The following is a 17,745-nucleotide window of genomic DNA, read 5'->3' as shown; positions in this document are numbered from 1 at the left end:
CAAAAGAAAGGATGCGAAGAATGGATGAACTAAAGACCAATTCTCATTTGGCACAGAAAAAACAACCGATACCATTATCAAGGAACACAAGTCTCTCGTTTAAGCTCAAGCGAAAATCGTTACTTTCATCTGAGGGGAAATGGGGGCTGTTTATGGTCTCCCCTTACCTCCTTCATTTTTTTGTCTTTGTAGCGTTTCCATTGGTGGCCTCTCTTTATTTCAGTTTATCTGACTATGACATTATCAACCCGCCTGAATTCACGGGGCTGAAAAACTATGAAAAGCTTATTCACGCCCCATTGTTTTGGAAGTCCCTCTGGAACACCATCTATTTTTCCATCCTCTTTGTACCCACTCAAACGATCCTTGCCCTTATCCTTGCCGTCGCTCTCAACCAAAAGTTAAAAGGCTTAAAATTAATGAGAATGGCTCATTTTCTGCCGGTGATTTCCTCTTGGACGGTTATTCTTTATGTCGTTGATGCTTTTTTAAACCCTCGTTTCGGTACCGCCAATTCAATTTTAATCAAGTTGGGGCTGGAACCTCAAAAATGGCTTCAGGATGAAGCACTGGTGATCCCCCTTCTGGTGGCGATTGCCGTCTGGAAAGGCGTTGGGTACATGATGATTATCTTTTTAGCCGGATTGCAAAACATTTCACCAGAACTTTATGAAGCGGCTGAAATGGATGGCGCGGGAATAATTAAGAAATTTATGCGTATCACACTGCCCATGATTTCCGGAACGACCTTCCTTGTCTTGATTATGAGTTCGATCACGACCTTCCAATCCTTTGAGCAAATCTATGTCATGACTGGGGGTGCGGCGGATATCTCCCTTGCTGGTGGACCAAATAATGCCAGCCTTGTGCTTATGCTATACCTTTACAAAGAAGGCTTTACATTTATGCATATGGGATATGCATCAGCCATTGCATGGATCCTTTTTATTTTTCTATTTCTCTTTACCTTATTTCAATTATTGATTCAAAAACGTTGGGTCCATTACGATTAAATGTGATCTCATCACGTACTTTTGGTTTTCAAAGAGAGGAGCGTTCGTATGCTGCGTAAGATCTCTGCTTATACATTCATAATTTTAAGTTGCCTAATCATGTTTCTTCCCTTCGTGACCACGATCTTTAATTCTTTAAAAAGCTATGCCCAATACTCCGCTCTCCCTTCAAAATGGTTGCCAGACCCTATAGAATGGAGCAATTACAGAAAGGTCTTTGAATTAGGCGACTTTGGTCAATATGCCTGGAACAGTATCATTGTCGCGGTTTTATCAATAGTTGGTGCTCTCCTATCTAGTTCTATGATTGCATACGCTTTTGCCAGACTGAACTTTCCGTTTAGGAACTCCCTTTTTTTTCTAGTCCTAGGGACAATGATGATTCCACCGGTAGTGACAATTATTCCAACGTTTATTCTTTATAAACATGTCGGGATGCTGGATACCCTCACTCCCCTTTGGCTGGTCGAGTGGCTCGGACAGCCCTTTGGAATTTTTCTGTTGAGGCAGGCGTTTTTAAGCATTCCAAAAGCCTACGAAGATGCCGCCAAACTAGATGGCTGCAACCCATTTCAAATGTATTGGAGACTCTTCCTCCCTATGTGTAAACCGTCTCTTGCCACATTGGCCATTTTTACGTTTATGACAAAATGGAACGAAATCCTCTCCCCTTCAATTTACCTGTCATCGAAAGAGAACTATACCTTGCCCATAGGAATCTTATCACTCGGTGGCCAGTGGACTGGAAACGAGCAGTTCTTGGTAGCTGCGGCACTTTTGAGTTTAATCCCGATTCTCGTTGTTTTTTGGTTCGCTGAAAAATACTTTGTTCATGGAGCGAATTCATCTGGCGTAAAATAAGTGTCTTATTCAGAAAAAAGGAAAAAAAGGGTGATCCAATGATGTATACTGTCGCTCTCATCGGAGCTGGAAGCATTGCAGAATGGCATTTAAAAGCGATTCCGAAAATAAAAGAGCTGAAGTCCATTGCCATCGCTGATGCGGCATATGAGAAGGCAAAAAAACACTCAGCAATTTACGGATTGACTGCTTATCATGATTACAAAAACATGATTAAATTTGAAAAACCAGACATTGTGGTTATATGTCTCCCCCATTATTTACATAAAGAAGTAGCCGTCTGGTGCGCACAACAGGGTTGTCATCTGCTGTTGGAAAAACCTATGGCCCTCAATGTACAGGAATGCGATGAAATCATTAAAACGGCAGCCTCTCATAAGGTAAAGCTAATGGTAGGCCATATACAGCAATATCAAGCCGTTAACCAAAAGGCAAAGGAAATCATTCAAAGCAGCGAGCTAGGACAGCTGGTTATGATTAATGATTCACGCCATCTCAATTACTTTGCGAAAGAACGTCCTTCCTGGTTTTTTGAACGAGAAAAGGCAGGAGGCGGTATCTTAATGAATATCGGTGTACATTCGGTAAATAAAATCCAATGGTTAACCGAAAGTATGATTACAGGAGTAAAGGCCGCCATAACCTGTTTCGGTGATCGAGGCAATATTGAGGGGAGTGGATTAATCTTTCTGGAAATAGACGGAGGCATTACAGCCACCATCTCTCAATCCGGCTATAAAGGAGCCGCCAAAGATGAAACAGAATTTATCTTCACTAACGGTATGATGAAACTGGTTGGCGGTAAGGAAATTCATGTGAGTAGGGGCGGACCTTATCGCGAGGTATTATTGGAAAAAACAGAAGATCCGTTTTTTCTGCAGTTTAATGACTTATTAAAGTGTATCCAAAAAGACCAGGAACCCGGATGCTCAGGAAGGGACGGGAGAAACGTAGTCGCTGTGATGGAGGCCATCTACCAATCTTGTGAAACACAAAGAGAAGTGATCATGATCAAGGAGGGATATTGTGCAACTTAGCCTGTGTTCTACAGGTTTCAAAGATATGCCGGTCGAGAACGTCATCGATTTAGCGAATAAGCTAGGGCTAGACGGTATCGAACTTTGGATCCAACATATTTTGGACTATGAACAAACTCATGGTGATTTGGATGGTTTATTGCTTTTACTTCGCCGCCATAACCTTCATGTCCCCGTTATAAGCGGGTATACTTACTTCTCTAAAAACGATAGCGAGCGGGAATTAAGAGAGATGGAGAACATGATGCAGAGGGCAGCGATATTAAAATGCAAGCTTATTCGTACCTTTGTTGGCCATATTCCCTCTATTCAAACTAACTTAGTGGAATGGAGTAAGACTCTATCAAGTATAATGGAAGCATTAAAACTCGCTCACGAGTATAAAATGTATATCGGGGTCGAGACCCATAACAACACCTTTGCCGACAGTTTCGATTCCTTACGGTTGCTTATAAAAGAAATTAATGATCCCTACCTCAAAATCATTTATGATGGATTCAATTTTCATATTGATGGTTATGATTCCATGGAGGTTTTAAGGGAATTTTATCCTCATATTTTTCACGTACACCTTAAAAATTACCGTTGGTGTTTTGAAGACTGGGACAAAAGTGTTCCAACTTCGATCTTTGAAGGTGATTTTAATCATCTAGGGCAGATACAACTATTAAAAGACCAACAGTATTCCAATTACCTTTCTCTCGAGTATTTTGGAGATGATGCAAGGCAACTCATTGCTGAGTCCCTACGCGATTTAAGACCTATTGTCGCTTCATAATTTACTGAAGAACTTGTAAAAACTCAATATAAGAGTGTAAGGACCATTTATCTCAAAAAGTAATCACCATCTTTTCTGTTTTTCTGAATTATGTCACACGAACAAGTTCAAGCCAGTACTTTCTATCAGAAAGTACTGGCTTTGATTTTAAATTCATCAACTTGTTGTCTTATCACATGTCTGAGGATTTTTTTTATTTAGTTTATTTTTATTTGCCAATGGGTATCTTTACGGTACAAAACAATAAAACAAAAATTTTTAAAGGAGGAACACACAAATGAGTTTTCTTTGGGCACTTATTATAGGTGGTATTATTGGTTGGTTAGCAGGAGTAATTACAGGACGTGACGTTCCTGGCGGAATCATTGGTAACATTATCGCAGGTTTTGTTGGCGCTTGGCTCGGCGGACTAGTCCTTGGTGACTGGGGTCCTACCGTTGCAGGTTTTGCCATCATACCAGCGATTATCGGTGCGATTGTCGTTGTATTGATTGTCAGTGCAATTATGCGTGGTATGCGAAGAAACGCATAACACTGATAACTAAAAAAACCGTTACGCCAAAAGGCGCAACGGTTTTTTTTATGTTGCAAAATCTTTTTTAAAAACATGGGAGACCCTGGAATATCCCATCTTTGCTTCATAAAACCGGTGGGCGTTTGTTCGTGCTGTGCCGGACGACAGGGCCAAACAATTACAGTTGTTTTGCACCGCAAACGATTCAATGAACGAAAGCAGCGTGTACACATCCCCCAATTCGAAGAAACCCGCATTCTATGATCCATGTTCCGCTTCTTCTTTCCATCAGTTCCCAGTGTCTTTTTGTTATCTATGACAGATCCAGTAATGATACGCTTTACTTGAGGTGTTCTACATGTTCGTTAGTCCGATGCTTCTACATAAGATTGAGAAGCCGTTTAATGGTGAAAATTATATTGCTGAGTTAAAGCTCGATGGGATTCGCGCTATTTTTTCAACTATGGGCGAGAAGCCTAAACTTTACACTCGGCACAAAAATGATATTTCTGCTCGCTTTGGTGAGCTTCTTTCTTATCCGTTACCTGCTGGCACGATTCTGGATGGTGAGCTTGTTGTTACAGATGAGGCCGGCAAGCCCGACTTTGAATCCTGCATGCAAAGGTTCTTTCGTTCTAAAGGTCATATTACGTACTGCGTTTTTGATATTCTCTATTACAAGGGCAAAGATATTACCTCGCTCCCTTTAGAACAACGTAAGCTGCTCTTATTTGATGTGTTGCCGGATGACTCATCTCTTATCGCAAAGGTAAAGTCACTTTCAGGTTTGAACAGTGAACAGCTTTTCTCTTTATGCTGTAGTCAATCGTTAGAGGGAATTGTCCTCAAAAGGAAAGATTCTTCTTATACGGTTGGTCAACGCTCAAGAAACTGGCTTAAAGTAATCAATTACTCTTTCGAGGATGTGCTGATCACCGGTTACCGTAAATCTAAATTTGGGTGGATCCTTAATTTTGACACCGGATTGCCAGCCGGCACACTTGAATTCGCCCCTTCTCACGCACGCCAGAAAGTGTATAGCATGGCACAGAGTTCCAAATATGAAGAGTACGATGATTTTGTTCTTTTTCCAGCCGATCCTATAAAAGCAAAAGTGAAATTCCGGAACTATACAAAAGCTGGTTTATTGAGAACCCCTTCTTTTGTAGAATTTCTCTAAACCCTTTCATCTTTCTTGTCCAACATTTTTGAGTATTCGCGTTCCAATTCATCCAGCCTTAATGTAGTAAGCCGCCTTCCGTCACTTGTTTTCCATACACCCATTTGCAGAAGATTTAAAATAATTACATGCCTTCTTACCTCCAAGCTCTCTCCTCCTTTTCTAAGTCAGTCTCTATCTTGGCCTAGCGGTTGCCTGCTATAGGTTGTCCCCATCTTCTACAGCAAGGAGTGACGAAAAAAATCTTTAGTATAACTGTTTGAATATAGACAACAGACCATTCCGCAGAATACTGAAGTACTTTAATCTATGAAGACTGCATACAAGTTGTGTTTGTTCTTTCAATGGCAACACAAGCATTTCCGCTTGCACATTTGTTTGTGTTTTTAATTTCGAAAGAAATCATTTTTCGCCTCTCCCTAAAAAAAGAGGAAAGGAGACTCCTTCCCTTCCTGTAAATGTACAAATAGCCTTTTTCTTTCAGACTAGTGTATTCGGCCTTCGCATTAATGATAGGTGATCCAGTACATCAATACCGATGAGTTTCCCGGCCGCTGCGAGTCGTCCTATAACTTCATTAGACAAGGAATAATTCTAAGTTCTGTAATAGATGGTTCCAATGATTATGTTCATGTCCTCTTGAAAGGACAAAACCCTTTCTCTTAGCGAAAGGACTAAGAGAAAGGGTCGAAAAGGGGTGTGAAATTCATTTTAACACCTGTGCAAAATAAAAAGGAACAAAAACAGACCTTTTTTAAAAACTCTTTACAATTAACAATTTCTTTTGCCCAAAAAACATTGTAACCAGCTTTACGACTGTCTGTTGTATGAAAATTCCCTTAAGGGCCCACATTCCTTATCTATACGATGGCTTGTATCTTCCGCTGAAGATACACACACAGCCTTCATTCTATTAAGGATTTTGAAACATGGCAGAATGCCTTACAACCTCGGTGTCCCTTCCAAGCTCTAAAATCCCCACAAACTTTAGTATGTTACCTTCCATAACGGAGCAAAGTGATCGAACAGGGAGTTAGAAGAAAATCGGTTATTTTTACATTTTTATGTTTTATACGAACAAATGTTCGTGTATAATTTATTGAACAGGGTGATTACATTAGGATTCGAGATCAGTAGAATCTCCTACTGACATTTTGGTAAATTCAAGGAGGATGAAACATGTCACAACTGTTCTTTTTTGTAGTAATAGGTCTTGTCATTTCTGGTATATTTATGGCATCTTGGATAGAAGGACAACAGCAAAGTGTAAACTATCTTTACTTAACAAATTCTGTATTCCATCCATCTTTCGTTCAAAAATCGATCGATAATGAGAAAAGGGATTAAGTGACATCCATAAAACTATCTTTTGTATTCTCAAAATCTAACGGTGCTCCGAACTCCATTCCTCTAAAGTCTTGGGCACGAGCGAAATGCCTGGATTTAGCTATATCTACCCCTAATTATTTAGAAATAAGGAGAAGGAGTAGATGGTAGGAAGCTAAACCGCCGGGGAAGAGGGTTTTTATAAAAGTTACTAGGTCGACCTAGTGCACATAAAACATTTACATTTTTACCTTTGTAAAGCGTTGAGTACACAAGAACTCAAGCAATCAGCGGCAGTGCGATGACTCACTATATAAAACTTAAATTCAAAAAATTTCTAAAGGGGTAAAAGGTCTTGGGAATAGGAAGATAGACCAATTGAGAGAGAGGATACATACAGAATGCTTTTATTTCAAAAAAATGAACCCTCTGTGCACTGGATTTTATGAGCGTAAAAGCCGGTATTCACCCACCATGTGGATACCGGCTTTTCGTTTCACAATAGTGACCCAGTTAGTTTTTATTACTTTTAGCACCTGCAATTTGAGGTGATTTTTCTTCCCAATGCAACGGTTCGTCTGACATGAATTTTTGAAGTACGTTATCATTTATAATGGAAAAATAGATAGGCCTCGCATGGCTGACCGTGTGCTTACTCGACAAGAGATGGAACAATGTATAGAAAATCCCTTTGTGGATTTGCTAGCAGCATGGGATTTTGCAGCGAATATTGGCCCTAACATTAGTGTCTGGAAGATGAGGAAGAGAAATTTGACCTCTTCCTCAAGGAAGAGGTTTTTTTTGCTGTTCTATATAGTTATTAGGATACTCTAAGTATTTACAAGGAGGCAGAATATGACTGAGGTTGGTTATTGGTTTATAGGTTTTGCGCTGGCTTATACAGGTCGTTAGACAGGGGTGTGATTGCAGAAACCCAAGTCTGAAATGCAAAGTCATAAGCAAGCTTTTTCCATGTGTTCATTAGATGCGCTGAATTTGCTTAACAAAAAGCCAAACATAAAAAAGGACACAGCATGGTGTCCTTTTTGGTTGCAATTTCTTATTTCTTTTTTCGCTTTGGCAGTTTATCGAGAAGCCATCCTTTTCCGATTTCACAAAACCTTATCGGCATCTCCATAGAAATGAGTATCGTATCTTTTCCTATTATATTTAACATGCCGGTTTCTTCGTTCACTTGGCTAACTTCTGCACTTTCTGTCCCAGACACCGGCACGATCATCTTTTCATTGTTTAATCCTTTAATTTTAAAAACCTTTCCATCAAAAGAAACTTTGTGGCAATGCGGAGGGAGACCAAGAGTAATTTTGTTCACATTAAAAACCTCCTATAAAGATTTTCTCCATTGTAACAGAAATTGTGCCAGTACGTTTCCTATTTTTAAAATTTTTTAAAGATTTAATTTATATGCCATGCTTTTCTTTATGATCCTGCTATTTCTGCAAAAAACAGGTTATTTTCTGCGACCGATGGCCTTCTTTTATGAACCAAATCCATTTCTTCAACATATTCTATTAATAAATACTAGATTTCCTACTCTCAAAATATGAGGTGTTTTAAATGAGTAGAGTGCAATTATTCTTTAACAGCGGATCTGCGCTTGCCGGTGCTTCTGCTGGTTATTTTTTTGGCCCCATGTCACCTTTGCTAAAAGCGCTGGTTGTTCTTGCAATCATTGATTATATTTCAGGCATATGTGCATCTGCATACGAAGGAAAATTGTCAAGTTCTGTCGGGTTCAAAGGCATCATAAAGAAAGTCCTTATATTTTGTATTGTAGCGGTAGCGCATTCCCTTGATTCCATTTTCGGCGGAGAATATGTTCGTGACGCCACTATCTTTTTTTATTTATCCAATGAGCTGTTTTCCATCATTGAAAATGCTGGCCGAACCAATATTCCAATACCTGAATTTATCCGAAAAGGATTTCTTGTTTTAAAGCGAAAATCTGGAAAAGATGAAGAATAAAAAAACCAGATTAGCTGCTGCTAATCTGGGTTTTATAGTTGATAGTGAGAAGCGATCTTACAGGCAACTTCATCCGCATCGACCGTGTACTCCCCAGCTTGGATTTTTTGTTTGAGTTCTTCTATTTTAGCACTTCGTTCAGAAGTAAATTTATCATTCATGTATAACTCCTGAGCTTGCTCGGAAATTTCGACCTTATCTTTGAGTTCGTTCTTTTTCTCAGGCTGCTGTTTATGAACCGGTGTTGATTTATATACCTGTTCCACTTTTTGTACGCGGTTAATTTCCACGATAATATCTCCTTTGTCTAGAAGCTGACATTTCCGACGCATACCCAATCATCTTCAATTTCAGAAGGTTCTAGATAACGCATATACAGTTTTTGGCCACTTTTATCATATTTCACTTCAAACTCTTTTTCGTTTTGCCGAGATTCACAAAAAAAGTGGATAAATTCCTGGGTAAACAGATAGGGAGTAAAGTTTTTGAAGTCCTCTAAATGATTTTCTACCCATTGTTGAATATCTTCCTGTTTAATCGTTTTCATATTACTCTTCCCTTGCCCCATTGTTTGTTGTTATGGTTGATGAATGTATGTATGAATCCCCCATGAAAAACTTTCATAGACACTTAAAAAGATATTTTACTAAAAATCTTCGAAGGCTATTCTCATTTTAAGGGGTCACCCCCTAAAAAAATAGAAATAATTTCATAAAAAGACGTTCATCTCCAAGGATGAACATCTATCTTAATTCATTCAGCTTTGGTAAGACGCCCATTTCCTCAACTTCCGCTTTCGTTTTATCGGTGCCCAGTATAAAAATCTGGCGGTAAATTTCGAACATGATCTCATTATCTTCTTTCCGGTCAATGTCAGCATATTCTTCATTAAAATGGACTCTTGAAGAAAACAGATGTTTTCCTTCTTTCTTATTATGTTCGTGCAGATCACGGAATAAACTGCGGAGCCGTTCGATCTCGGCCTCATTCGCGGTAATTTCAAAAAGGTGCATGCTTTCGTCTGCCGGCAGAGTACTAATTTCACCTTTTGGATTCACATAAAAGGTTAACCTGGTCTCATCCATCACTTTTCATGCCTCCTAAGGAACTCTTTCGTATTCCTTTCCCTTGTAACCCGTAAGTCTAAACCTAAGAAAAAAAGTCTGTCCGAAATTGGGCAACACGGTCTATAATAGATTCCGTGCTTAAAGTTTTTAGACAGAAGGTGTTAATAATATGAAAGTTTTCTTTTCATCCTTTCAGTGGATGGTTTTTATACTCGCCGGAAGTATTGTAGCCCCGATTTCCATAGGTACTGCCTTTCATCTGCCTCCGGCCGAAATCGCAGAACTTCTTCAACGGACATTCTTTATTATTGGACTTTCCGGTTTTCTGCAAGCCTTATTTGGCCACCGGCTACCGATTACAGAAGGGCCGGCAGGGTTATGGTGGGGTGTTTTCATGGTATACGCGGGCCTCGTATCTGCAGGCTCTTTAAACGGGCAGGATGTCCTTCATCAGCTGGAAATGGGAATGTTGATATGCGGGTTTCTTTTTATCTTCCTAGGTTTTATGAAGTGGATTGGTCCTTTAAAAAAATTTTTTACTCCGCTTGTCACAGGAACTTATTTAATATTGCTCGTCGCCCAGCTCAGCGGCTCTTTTATTAAAGGAATCCTTGGCATTGGATATTTTTCAAGAAGCGTGAACGGCAAAGTCGCCCTTTCCGCTATCGCCATTTTAATTTTGTCCATGGTGCTTGGAAAAGCAAAAAGCCAGTTTTTACGAAGCTACTCCGTTTTAATCAGCCTGATTGCAGGATGGGGTCTTTTTTCTTTATTAGGATTGATCAAGGACTCAGGCTTTCACGGCAAAACCGTCGCTCTGCCTGAAGTTTTCGCCTGGGGCGCTCCGCAATACAGCGGGGGGATCGTTGTGACATCCATCATCATTGGATTTCTGCTTCTCGCCAATATGGTTGCTAGCGTTAACGTTGTAGAGAATGTATATAAAATGGAAAAACAGCATCACACCGACATCGACTATAATCAAACAACAGGTTTAATGGGTTTAAACACGCTGATCGCTGGATTGTTTTCAGCCGTTGCCTGTGTCCCGATCTCCGGTACAGCAGGGTTCATCCTGACGACCAAAATGTTTCAGCGCCTTCCCTACATCATTGGAAGTCTCCTCATCCTGGCGATCAGCCTGTTCCCAAAGCCTACGTTTTTCTTTGCAAGCATTCCTGCACCTGTTGGCTATGCGACGATTTTCGTTCCGTTCTCAAGTATGATCGGCCTTGCTTTAAAAGAGTATCGGTCACTGAAATTCAATGAAAACACACTTTTTGTCATCGCCACATCGCTTATGGTCGGCCTGGGGTGCTCATTCATCCCGCCAGCCGCTTTAAAGGGGCTGCCGAATATCTTAACGACACTGCTTAACAATGGTTTGATTCTCGGAATGCTGACATGCATGCTGCTCGAACAGCTAAACAAACGCCAGACAACGGTTTTAGAAAACATGAAAAAGCAATCCGTCTCTTAACCGGATTGCTTTTCATATATCCCAATTCTGCCTGCGCAAATTAGATTTTATTTCTTTCTACAAACAGGATGGCGTCCTCCAGTTCATCAAACACCCGTGAACCAACAATCTCTTTTTCCTCATCATAAAACGTGGCTTGAAAAAAACCGTTTTCCCCTTGAGGTACAAAACGGATGCGGACCAAATCGTCCTTTACACCCGGTAAATCAGTTTTCTGCATAAATTCAAACTCTCTTTCCGGATTACCGATAAGAGCCATGACCTGCTCTTTCACTTCCATGCCATTCCCTCCAGCTATCTATTTAGAATAATAATTTCCTAAATCAATCATTGTTAAACTTTTGTGGTGCCTGGCACCAAATAATAAAAGGTTTAAAAGACGAAAAAAAGATAATGTTTAGTTGTGAAGCTATTTTGGGACATATCTTGTCACCTTATAAGAGGAGTGATGTACAATGGATCAAGGTTTATACACAGCAAAGGCAACCGCACAGGGCGGAAGAGAAGGCAGGGTATTAAGCGATGACGGAAAACTTGATTTAAAGCTTAGCATGCCAAAAGAGCTCCAAGGGGCAGGGGGCGATGGAACCAATCCTGAGCAGTTGTTTGCCTGCGGTTATGCGGCCTGTTACCAAAGCGCGCTGCAGCTTGTTGCCCGCAAGCAAAAGGTTGATGTTTCCGACAGCAAAGTCACGGCGAATGTGACAATCGGCAAAGATTCTGAAAATGGCGGTTTTAAGCTTGCAGTCGAGCTGGAAGTTGCCATCCCTGGCCAGGATCAGGAAAATGTTCAAAAGCTTGCCGATGAAGCTCACCAAGTATGCCCGTATTCCAAAGCGACACGCGGCAACATTGATGTAGAGATCAAAGCAGTTCAATAGATATACGCTTTGCCGGTTCCTCATCCTTTAGAGGAACCGTTTTTTTTATGAAAAAATAATTAAAAAAAGCAGTTTTTCAAAGGAATTTTGTTACAGATAGTCGAATATTAGGTGTTCAGTCAGAAAATTTCTAATACATAATCATTTCCGGTAAAACTTCAGGCTGTTTTAAACTTCCTGAGTTTTAATACATAAAAAAGGGGGATTGGTTTGATATCTTTTCGACATGTTAATAAGCACTTCGGTGATTTTCAGGTTCTGAATGATATAAACCTGGAGATCAAGGAAGGAGAAGTTGTTGTTGTTGTCGGTCCATCGGGTTCTGGAAAAAGTACATTGCTCCGATGCATCAACCGGCTAGAAACCATCACGGACGGAGAACTTACCGTCAACAAGCACGCAGTCAACAGCAAGGAAACTAACATCAATGACCTACGCAAAAATATTGGGATGGTATTTCAGCATTTTAATCTATATCCTCATATGACTGTCCTTGAAAACATCACACTCGCACCAATAAAAGCATTAGGGATCTCGCCTTCTGAAGCCAAACAAACAGCCATGTTTTATCTTGAAAAAGTTGGGATACCCGACAAAGCTGATTCCTACCCCTCTCAGCTCTCAGGAGGACAGCAGCAGCGTGTAGCGATAGCCAGAGGCCTCGCATTAAAACCAAATATCATGCTGTTCGATGAGCCGACGTCTGCCCTTGATCCCGAGATGATCGGCGAGGTTCTCGATGTCATGAAAACTCTCGCAAGAGACGGGATGACCATGGTGGTCGTCACTCATGAGATGGGATTCGCTCGTGAAGTCGCGAACCGTGTAGTCTTTATGGATCACGGAAGAATTCTGGAGGACAGTGAACCTTCAGCATTTTTCTCCAATCCAAGGGAAGACCGTGCAAAATTATTTTTAAGCAGAGTTCTAAACCATTAAAGGAGATGAGACATTTGAAATTTAAAAAAAGCTGGTTGATAACCATCATTTTAGTACTTGTAGTCAGCATGCTCTCAGCATGTGGAAGCGATAAAACAGGCGGAGAATCCCAGGATACTCTTTCCGCCATTAAAAAACGGGGGAAACTGGTAGTCGGTGTAAAGTATGATACTAATCTCTTCGGTTACAAAGACCCTTCCAGCGGAAAAGTAGAGGGATTTGATATTGATATCGCAAAAGCCCTTGCCAAAAAGATCTTTGGCGATGAAAAGAAGCTTGAACTGAAAGAAGTGACTTCAAAGACACGCGTCCAGATGCTGAAAAATGGAGATATTGATGCAATCATCGCAACGATGACGATAACCCCTGAACGAAAAAAGGAAGTAAATTTCACAGATGTTTACTTTGAAGCCGGTCAATCCCTTCTCGTTAAAAAAGGCAGCAAAATCCAAGGGATTGATGATGTAAAAAAAGGAACGAAGGTTTTGGCCGTAAAGGGCTCCACTTCTGTTCAAAACATCAAGGATAAAGCTCCAGGTGCTGAAGTTCTTGAATTCGAAAACTATGCAGAAGCATTCACGGCTCTAAAAGCAGGAAAAGGTGATGTATTAACAACCGACAATTCGATACTGTACGGTATGGCTGATCAAGATTCAAACTTTGAATTGGTAGGAGAGCCGTTCACCGATGAACCATATGGCATTGCTATAAATAAGGGTGATGACGAGTTTACGAAGTACGTGAACAAGTTCCTTAAAGAGATTAAGGACAGTGGTGAATATGACAAAATCAAGAGCAAATGGATAAAAGAACAATAAATAATAGTTGGCGATGGATGGGCAGTTTTGCCCATCTATCCTTCTTGTGAAGGAGGGATATCATGCTTGATTTCTCTATACTGCTCAATAATTTTGACACCTATTTAGAAGGCTTCGGCAACACATTGAAAGCTAGCCTCCTGGCTTTGGTCTTTAGCTTTATTATCGGTGTGATAGCGGCTGTTCTGCGAATTTCCCCTGTAAAGATCCTACAGATGATAGGAACGGCATTTGTTGAATTTGTCCGGAACATACCTCTCATTCTGATTTTATTTATTTTTTATTATGGTTTGCCAAGTTTGGGAATGAAGCTAAGCGGGTTTCAAGCAGGGACGATTGCTCTTTCCATCTATACGGCTGCTTTTATTGCGGAAGCGATCCGTGCGGGGATTTTATCCGTAGACAAAGGCCAAATGGAAGCTGGCCGTTCGTCAGGATTGACCTATATCCAAACCATGCGCTACATCATATTGCCCCAAGCCATTAAAATCGTTATTCCTCCGCTTGGAAATCAGTTTATAAATCTGGTGAAAAACTCTTCCATCCTTGGCGTTGTTGCTGGCCTGGATTTAATGTACTTTGGGGATTCGATCTCATCGGCAACCTATGTTGTGTTTGACGTCTATATTTTTGTTGCCCTGTTCTATCTTGTATTGACAATACCACTTAGCTTATTCGTCGGTTATCTGGAACGGCGTCTTGCTGTGAGCGGATAAGGAGGAGACCCGCAATGGATTTTATTGGTGCTTATTCCACAGGGAATCTGCTCTTTTTGCTGAAAGGGCTCATGACTACCCTTTTGGTTGCGTTCATCGCTATTGTTTTCAGCTTTATTGTTGGAAGTATCCTCGGGATTCTCCGGTATGCAAAGATCCCGATAATTTCGAAAATTGTCGCTGTCTGTGTCGAGACGATCAGAAACCTGCCATTGCTGCTGATCATCTTTTTCACTTTTTTCGCTTTGCCGGAAGTCGGTATTAAATTGAGCGTTATGATGGCAGCGATCATTGCTCTTATCATCTTTGAATCTGCCATGCTCTCTGAAATCGTACGGAGCGGTTTAAATTCTATTGAAAAAGGACAGATCGAAGCGGCCAGATCCTCCGGGCTCACATATGTTCAGACGATGCAGCACATTATTTTGCCACAGGCACTAAGAAGAATGGTTCCGCCCATCGTCAGCCAGTTTATCTCGCTTTTAAAGGATACCTCTCTTGCAGTTGTGATCTCTTTGCCTGAGCTGCTGCATAATGCACAGATAGTAAATGGAAAGAATGTAAACTATGTCATTCCCACGTTTATACTGATTGCTGTGCTTTACTTCCTCGTTAACTATTCGTTATCATTACTGGCCAGAAAACTTGAAACGAAAGAACGCAGAAACAGAAAATCTACCGGCAAACTTGTTGCCCAGCATCAAGCGACCGATCAATCCATGTAAATAAACAAGAAAAAAGAGTTCAAACACACTGAGCTCTTTTTTCTATGTTAAAATGGGTGAAACAAAACTTCAGTAATCGTCCAGGATAATAAAAAGGGGTGAAATCATGAATGCCTTCACTTATACAAAACGAGAAGAAATCATAAATGCCATCACCCATGGCATCGGTGCGATATTCAGCATTGTCGCCTTAACACTTCTTATCGTTTTTGCAAGCTCCCATGGGACTCCGCTGCACATTATATGCTTTGCCGTATTTGGCGGCTCCATGCTGCTTCTGTATACTTCTTCAACCCTCGTGCACAGCTTTCCGGAGGGAAAAGTGAAAGATATCTTTGAGATTATGGACCACTCTGCCATCTACCTGTTTATCGCTGGATCCTATACGCCGATTCTCTTGATTGTTGTAAAGGGAGCCCTTGGCTGGGCCTTGTTTGGAACGGTTTGGGGAATTGCGCTGGCGGGTGTAGCGTTTAAAATTTTTTTCACAAAACGCTTCGTCATTCTCTCAACAGTCGGCTATGTTCTCATGGGATGGATGATCATTTTTGCTTTTAACCGGGTAGTGCTTACTCTCCCTCAGCAAGGGCTTGCCTGGCTGATCGGAGGCGGAATCTTGTACACGGTCGGAGCCATCTTCTATGTATGGCGTAAATTCCCTTTCAACCATGCAATCTGGCACCTCTTTGTACTTGCGGGAAGCACCTCTCATTTTATACTTATGTTTTATATTCTCAAGCTTTCATAGTTGAAGACGCTGATACTTATTCAGCGTCTCCTTTTAGTTTCAGCGAATTCCGGACTCCTTCATCATTTCTTTTTTCATATATTTTTCCGGTTCAACCGTCCGGAACCCGTATTGGCTGTAGAGTCCATGAGCATCGTTGGTCGCTAGAAGCATGCCTCTTACTTCCTGAAGCTCTTTGTAGTTGGTGATCGTTTCCATCAGCCATTTGGAAAGCCCTTTGCCCCGTCGTTCCCTAAGAATAAACACATCGCAAACATACGCCGTCGTAACATAGTCCGTAATGATCCTCGCAAATCCAACCTGTGCCAAGCTTTCCCCTTTCTTCTCATAGACTCCAAAACATAGAGAATGATCCACCGCTTTTTGAACCCTTTCCCGTGTAATGCCTTGTGCCCAATACGACTCGCCTGTCAAAAATTCATGAATGAGGCCAATGTTAAGTTTTTCCTTTTCCATCGAGATGACATACGAACCTTTCTCCCATTCTTCCATAAATGAACCTCCCTTTTTATTGACGGTGCCAGGCACCTGATTTTAACAAAAATATACTTTTTTACCATAGGAAACAGTGCTATGCTAGAAGTAATGACTTAACCTCTTTGGAAAAAAGGTGTGGACTTTTTTCGTCATTTTCAAAAGATGCTGCTAGTAAATTATCTCATAGGATCTTATCACAGTGATAGGAGTTGAAAATTATTCGCTCCTCATCTCAACGCTTGAAAAAGGGATCATCTCAGCAATTTTGGGTGTGTCCTTTTGGCCTTAGTCCCTCTGGTGAACAAACAAAGGGTTATCTGTGCCATCAACTTTTACATAAAATTAGGAGTGAATATGCGTTTATTATTTTTCTTCATCAGTATCACATGGATGTTCTATTCTATTTTTGTCATAGCGATCACCAGGATAGACACTGGCGCTCTCGCTATCCTGTTTGTTTCTTTTTTGTTTATGACTATAGCTATTGTTTATCATCCTCTAAGAATACGGTGGAAAAAAAACAAAACGTTCAGGGTATCCACCCTGTCAGCAGTATCCATTGCTCTTATCATTGCCCTATGTCTTGAAGGTCTCATCCTTTCCTCGATTAAAGATGACCATCCAGCTGGTATCGATTATGTGCTTGTTTTAGGTGCTGGCATTAAGGATGGAAAACCATCGAGAGTGCTGAAAGAGCGGCTGGATAAAGCCTCCGAATACCTTCATGAACATCCGCATGCAAAGGTAGCTGTAAGCGGAGGACTAACTGACGGCGAAAGAGAGACAGAAGCAGAGGCCATGGGCACATACTTAAAAAACAAAGGCGTTCCTTCAGGTTCGATTGTTTATGAGAACAAAGCCACGAGTACTTATGAAAATATAAAGTTCTCACAAGAGCTTATGAAAAAATATCTTTCTCCAGAGAAAGAACAGCGTGTGTTGATCATCTCCAGCGATTTTCACCTGCACCGGGCAAAATGCCTGGCAGAAGACATAGGTCTGAAAGCGTTCGGCCAGGGTTCATCTGTCCCGCTTTCTGTGACACCTCAAGTTCATGTCCGAGAAATTCTCGCACTCGCCAAATACTATGTAATTGATAAGAATTACTTTTAAAAGCACCTTTTCCGGGTGCTTTTTCTATTGCAGATTTGAATAGTTATACCATCAATTGGAATCATAAACAAAGAGATACATGAATC

General features: G+C 40.8%; 23 protein-coding genes. 16 read left to right on the top strand and 7 right to left on the bottom strand.

Going from position 1 to position 17,745, the window contains the following annotated elements; all coding sequences use genetic code 11:
• The first annotated feature begins 20 nt into the window (after nt 1-20).
• The 6 genes from ABHN01_RS10400 (at nt 21) to ABHN01_RS10375 (ending at nt 5,383) form a co-directional block, all read left to right on the top strand.
• On the top strand, nt 21-1,013 hold the full coding sequence (locus tag ABHN01_RS10400) for a carbohydrate ABC transporter permease (protein ID WP_429875487.1): 993 nt from the start codon (nt 21-23) through the stop codon (nt 1,011-1,013).
• A 48-nt stretch (nt 1,014-1,061) separates the two neighbouring features.
• A complete protein-coding gene (locus ABHN01_RS10395) occupies nt 1,062-1,874 on the top strand; it encodes a carbohydrate ABC transporter permease (protein ID WP_429875486.1) in 813 nt (270 codons plus the stop codon).
• 41 nt (nt 1,875-1,915) lie between these two features.
• Entirely contained in the window at nt 1,916-2,911 is a 996-nt protein-coding gene (locus tag ABHN01_RS10390; protein WP_429875485.1) for a Gfo/Idh/MocA family protein, read from the top strand.
• Nucleotides 2,901-3,689, top strand: coding sequence for a sugar phosphate isomerase/epimerase family protein (locus ABHN01_RS10385; protein WP_429875484.1), 789 nt, complete (start codon nt 2,901-2,903; stop codon nt 3,687-3,689). Before ABHN01_RS10390 ends, ABHN01_RS10385 begins: the two co-directional genes overlap by 11 nt.
• 277 nt (nt 3,690-3,966) lie before the next feature.
• Entirely contained in the window at nt 3,967-4,221 is a 255-nt protein-coding gene (locus ABHN01_RS10380) for a GlsB/YeaQ/YmgE family stress response membrane protein (protein WP_283889288.1), read from the top strand.
• A gap of 340 nt (nt 4,222-4,561) precedes the next feature.
• Nucleotides 4,562-5,383, top strand: a complete 822-nt coding sequence (locus tag ABHN01_RS10375; protein ID WP_429875483.1) for an ATP-dependent DNA ligase — start codon at nt 4,562-4,564, stop codon at nt 5,381-5,383.
• Here the strand turns inward: ABHN01_RS10375 and fbpA are convergent.
• Complete coding sequence (gene fbpA, locus ABHN01_RS10370; protein WP_429875482.1) at nt 5,380-5,529, bottom strand: Fur-regulated basic protein FbpA; 150 nt, start codon at nt 5,527-5,529, stop codon at nt 5,380-5,382. The genes ABHN01_RS10375 and fbpA overlap by 4 nt on opposite strands.
• 1,033 nt (nt 5,530-6,562) lie before the next feature.
• On the opposite strand from fbpA, the gene ABHN01_RS10365 reads away from it, so the two are divergent.
• Nucleotides 6,563-6,730 (top strand): hypothetical protein, encoded by a 168-nt coding sequence (locus ABHN01_RS10365; protein ID WP_429875481.1) that lies wholly within the window; start codon nt 6,563-6,565, stop codon nt 6,728-6,730.
• 1,039 nt (nt 6,731-7,769) lie between these two features.
• Here the strand turns inward: ABHN01_RS10365 and ABHN01_RS10360 are convergent.
• Nucleotides 7,770-8,042: a hypothetical protein gene (locus ABHN01_RS10360; protein ID WP_429875480.1), complete on the bottom strand. Its 273-nt coding sequence runs from the start codon at nt 8,040-8,042 to the stop codon at nt 7,770-7,772.
• A gap of 245 nt (nt 8,043-8,287) precedes the next feature.
• On the opposite strand from ABHN01_RS10360, the gene ABHN01_RS10355 reads away from it, so the two are divergent.
• On the top strand, nt 8,288-8,695 hold the full coding sequence (locus ABHN01_RS10355) for a phage holin family protein (RefSeq protein ID WP_429875479.1): 408 nt from the start codon (nt 8,288-8,290) through the stop codon (nt 8,693-8,695).
• Nucleotides 8,696-8,727: 32 nt separating this feature from the next.
• On the opposite strand, the gene flgM is transcribed toward ABHN01_RS10355, so the two are convergent.
• From flgM to ABHN01_RS10340, 3 genes are all read right to left on the bottom strand, one after another.
• The gene (flgM, locus tag ABHN01_RS10350; RefSeq protein ID WP_429875478.1) at nt 8,728-8,985 is read right to left on the bottom strand and encodes a flagellar biosynthesis anti-sigma factor FlgM; all 258 of its coding nucleotides are present in this window, start codon (nt 8,983-8,985) and stop codon (nt 8,728-8,730) included.
• A gap of 17 nt (nt 8,986-9,002) precedes the next feature.
• Entirely contained in the window at nt 9,003-9,242 is a 240-nt protein-coding gene (locus tag ABHN01_RS10345; RefSeq protein ID WP_290399995.1) for a hypothetical protein, read from the bottom strand.
• Nucleotides 9,243-9,438: 196 nt separating this feature from the next.
• Nucleotides 9,439-9,783, bottom strand: coding sequence for a hypothetical protein (locus tag ABHN01_RS10340; protein ID WP_429875477.1), 345 nt, complete (start codon nt 9,781-9,783; stop codon nt 9,439-9,441).
• A 148-nt stretch (nt 9,784-9,931) separates the two neighbouring features.
• Between ABHN01_RS10340 and ABHN01_RS10335 the strand changes: the two genes are divergently transcribed.
• A complete protein-coding gene (locus ABHN01_RS10335) occupies nt 9,932-11,242 on the top strand; it encodes a purine/pyrimidine permease (protein WP_429875476.1) in 1,311 nt (436 codons plus the stop codon).
• A gap of 40 nt (nt 11,243-11,282) precedes the next feature.
• Here ABHN01_RS10335 and ABHN01_RS10330 read toward each other — a convergent pair whose 3' ends face one another.
• A complete protein-coding gene (locus ABHN01_RS10330; protein WP_429875475.1) occupies nt 11,283-11,522 on the bottom strand; it encodes a hypothetical protein in 240 nt (79 codons plus the stop codon).
• Between the two features lie 175 nt (nt 11,523-11,697).
• On the opposite strand from ABHN01_RS10330, the gene ABHN01_RS10325 reads away from it, so the two are divergent.
• From ABHN01_RS10325 to trhA, 6 genes are all read left to right on the top strand, one after another.
• A complete protein-coding gene (locus tag ABHN01_RS10325) occupies nt 11,698-12,123 on the top strand; it encodes an organic hydroperoxide resistance protein (protein WP_429875474.1) in 426 nt (141 codons plus the stop codon).
• 210 nt (nt 12,124-12,333) lie between these two features.
• The gene (locus tag ABHN01_RS10320; protein ID WP_290400000.1) at nt 12,334-13,062 is read left to right on the top strand and encodes an amino acid ABC transporter ATP-binding protein; all 729 of its coding nucleotides are present in this window, start codon (nt 12,334-12,336) and stop codon (nt 13,060-13,062) included.
• 5 nt (nt 13,063-13,067) lie between these two features.
• Nucleotides 13,068-13,880, top strand: coding sequence for a glutamate ABC transporter substrate-binding protein (locus ABHN01_RS10315; RefSeq protein ID WP_429875473.1), 813 nt, complete (start codon nt 13,068-13,070; stop codon nt 13,878-13,880).
• A gap of 62 nt (nt 13,881-13,942) precedes the next feature.
• Nucleotides 13,943-14,596, top strand: a complete 654-nt coding sequence (locus ABHN01_RS10310) for an amino acid ABC transporter permease (RefSeq protein ID WP_290400002.1) — start codon at nt 13,943-13,945, stop codon at nt 14,594-14,596.
• A gap of 14 nt (nt 14,597-14,610) precedes the next feature.
• Nucleotides 14,611-15,321 carry an amino acid ABC transporter permease gene (locus ABHN01_RS10305; RefSeq protein ID WP_429875472.1) on the top strand — a complete coding sequence of 237 codons (711 nt, stop codon included), beginning with the start codon at nt 14,611-14,613 and terminating at the stop codon, nt 15,319-15,321.
• A 103-nt stretch (nt 15,322-15,424) separates the two neighbouring features.
• A complete protein-coding gene (gene trhA, locus ABHN01_RS10300) occupies nt 15,425-16,069 on the top strand; it encodes a PAQR family membrane homeostasis protein TrhA (RefSeq protein ID WP_429875524.1) in 645 nt (214 codons plus the stop codon).
• Nucleotides 16,070-16,108: 39 nt separating this feature from the next.
• Here trhA and ABHN01_RS10295 read toward each other — a convergent pair whose 3' ends face one another.
• Nucleotides 16,109-16,561 (bottom strand): GNAT family N-acetyltransferase, encoded by a 453-nt coding sequence (locus tag ABHN01_RS10295; protein ID WP_429875471.1) that lies wholly within the window; start codon nt 16,559-16,561, stop codon nt 16,109-16,111.
• A 339-nt stretch (nt 16,562-16,900) separates the two neighbouring features.
• Between ABHN01_RS10295 and ABHN01_RS10290 the strand changes: the two genes are divergently transcribed.
• Complete coding sequence (locus tag ABHN01_RS10290) at nt 16,901-17,659, top strand: YdcF family protein (protein ID WP_429875470.1); 759 nt, start codon at nt 16,901-16,903, stop codon at nt 17,657-17,659.
• Nucleotides 17,660-17,745: the final 86 nt, after the last annotated feature.

This window comes from Fictibacillus sp. NRS-1165 (assembly GCF_050468105.1).
Classification (GTDB): domain Bacteria; phylum Bacillota; class Bacilli; order Bacillales; family Fictibacillaceae; genus Fictibacillus_C; species Fictibacillus_C terrinigri.
This window is presented reverse-complemented; position numbering and strand designations above follow the sequence as displayed.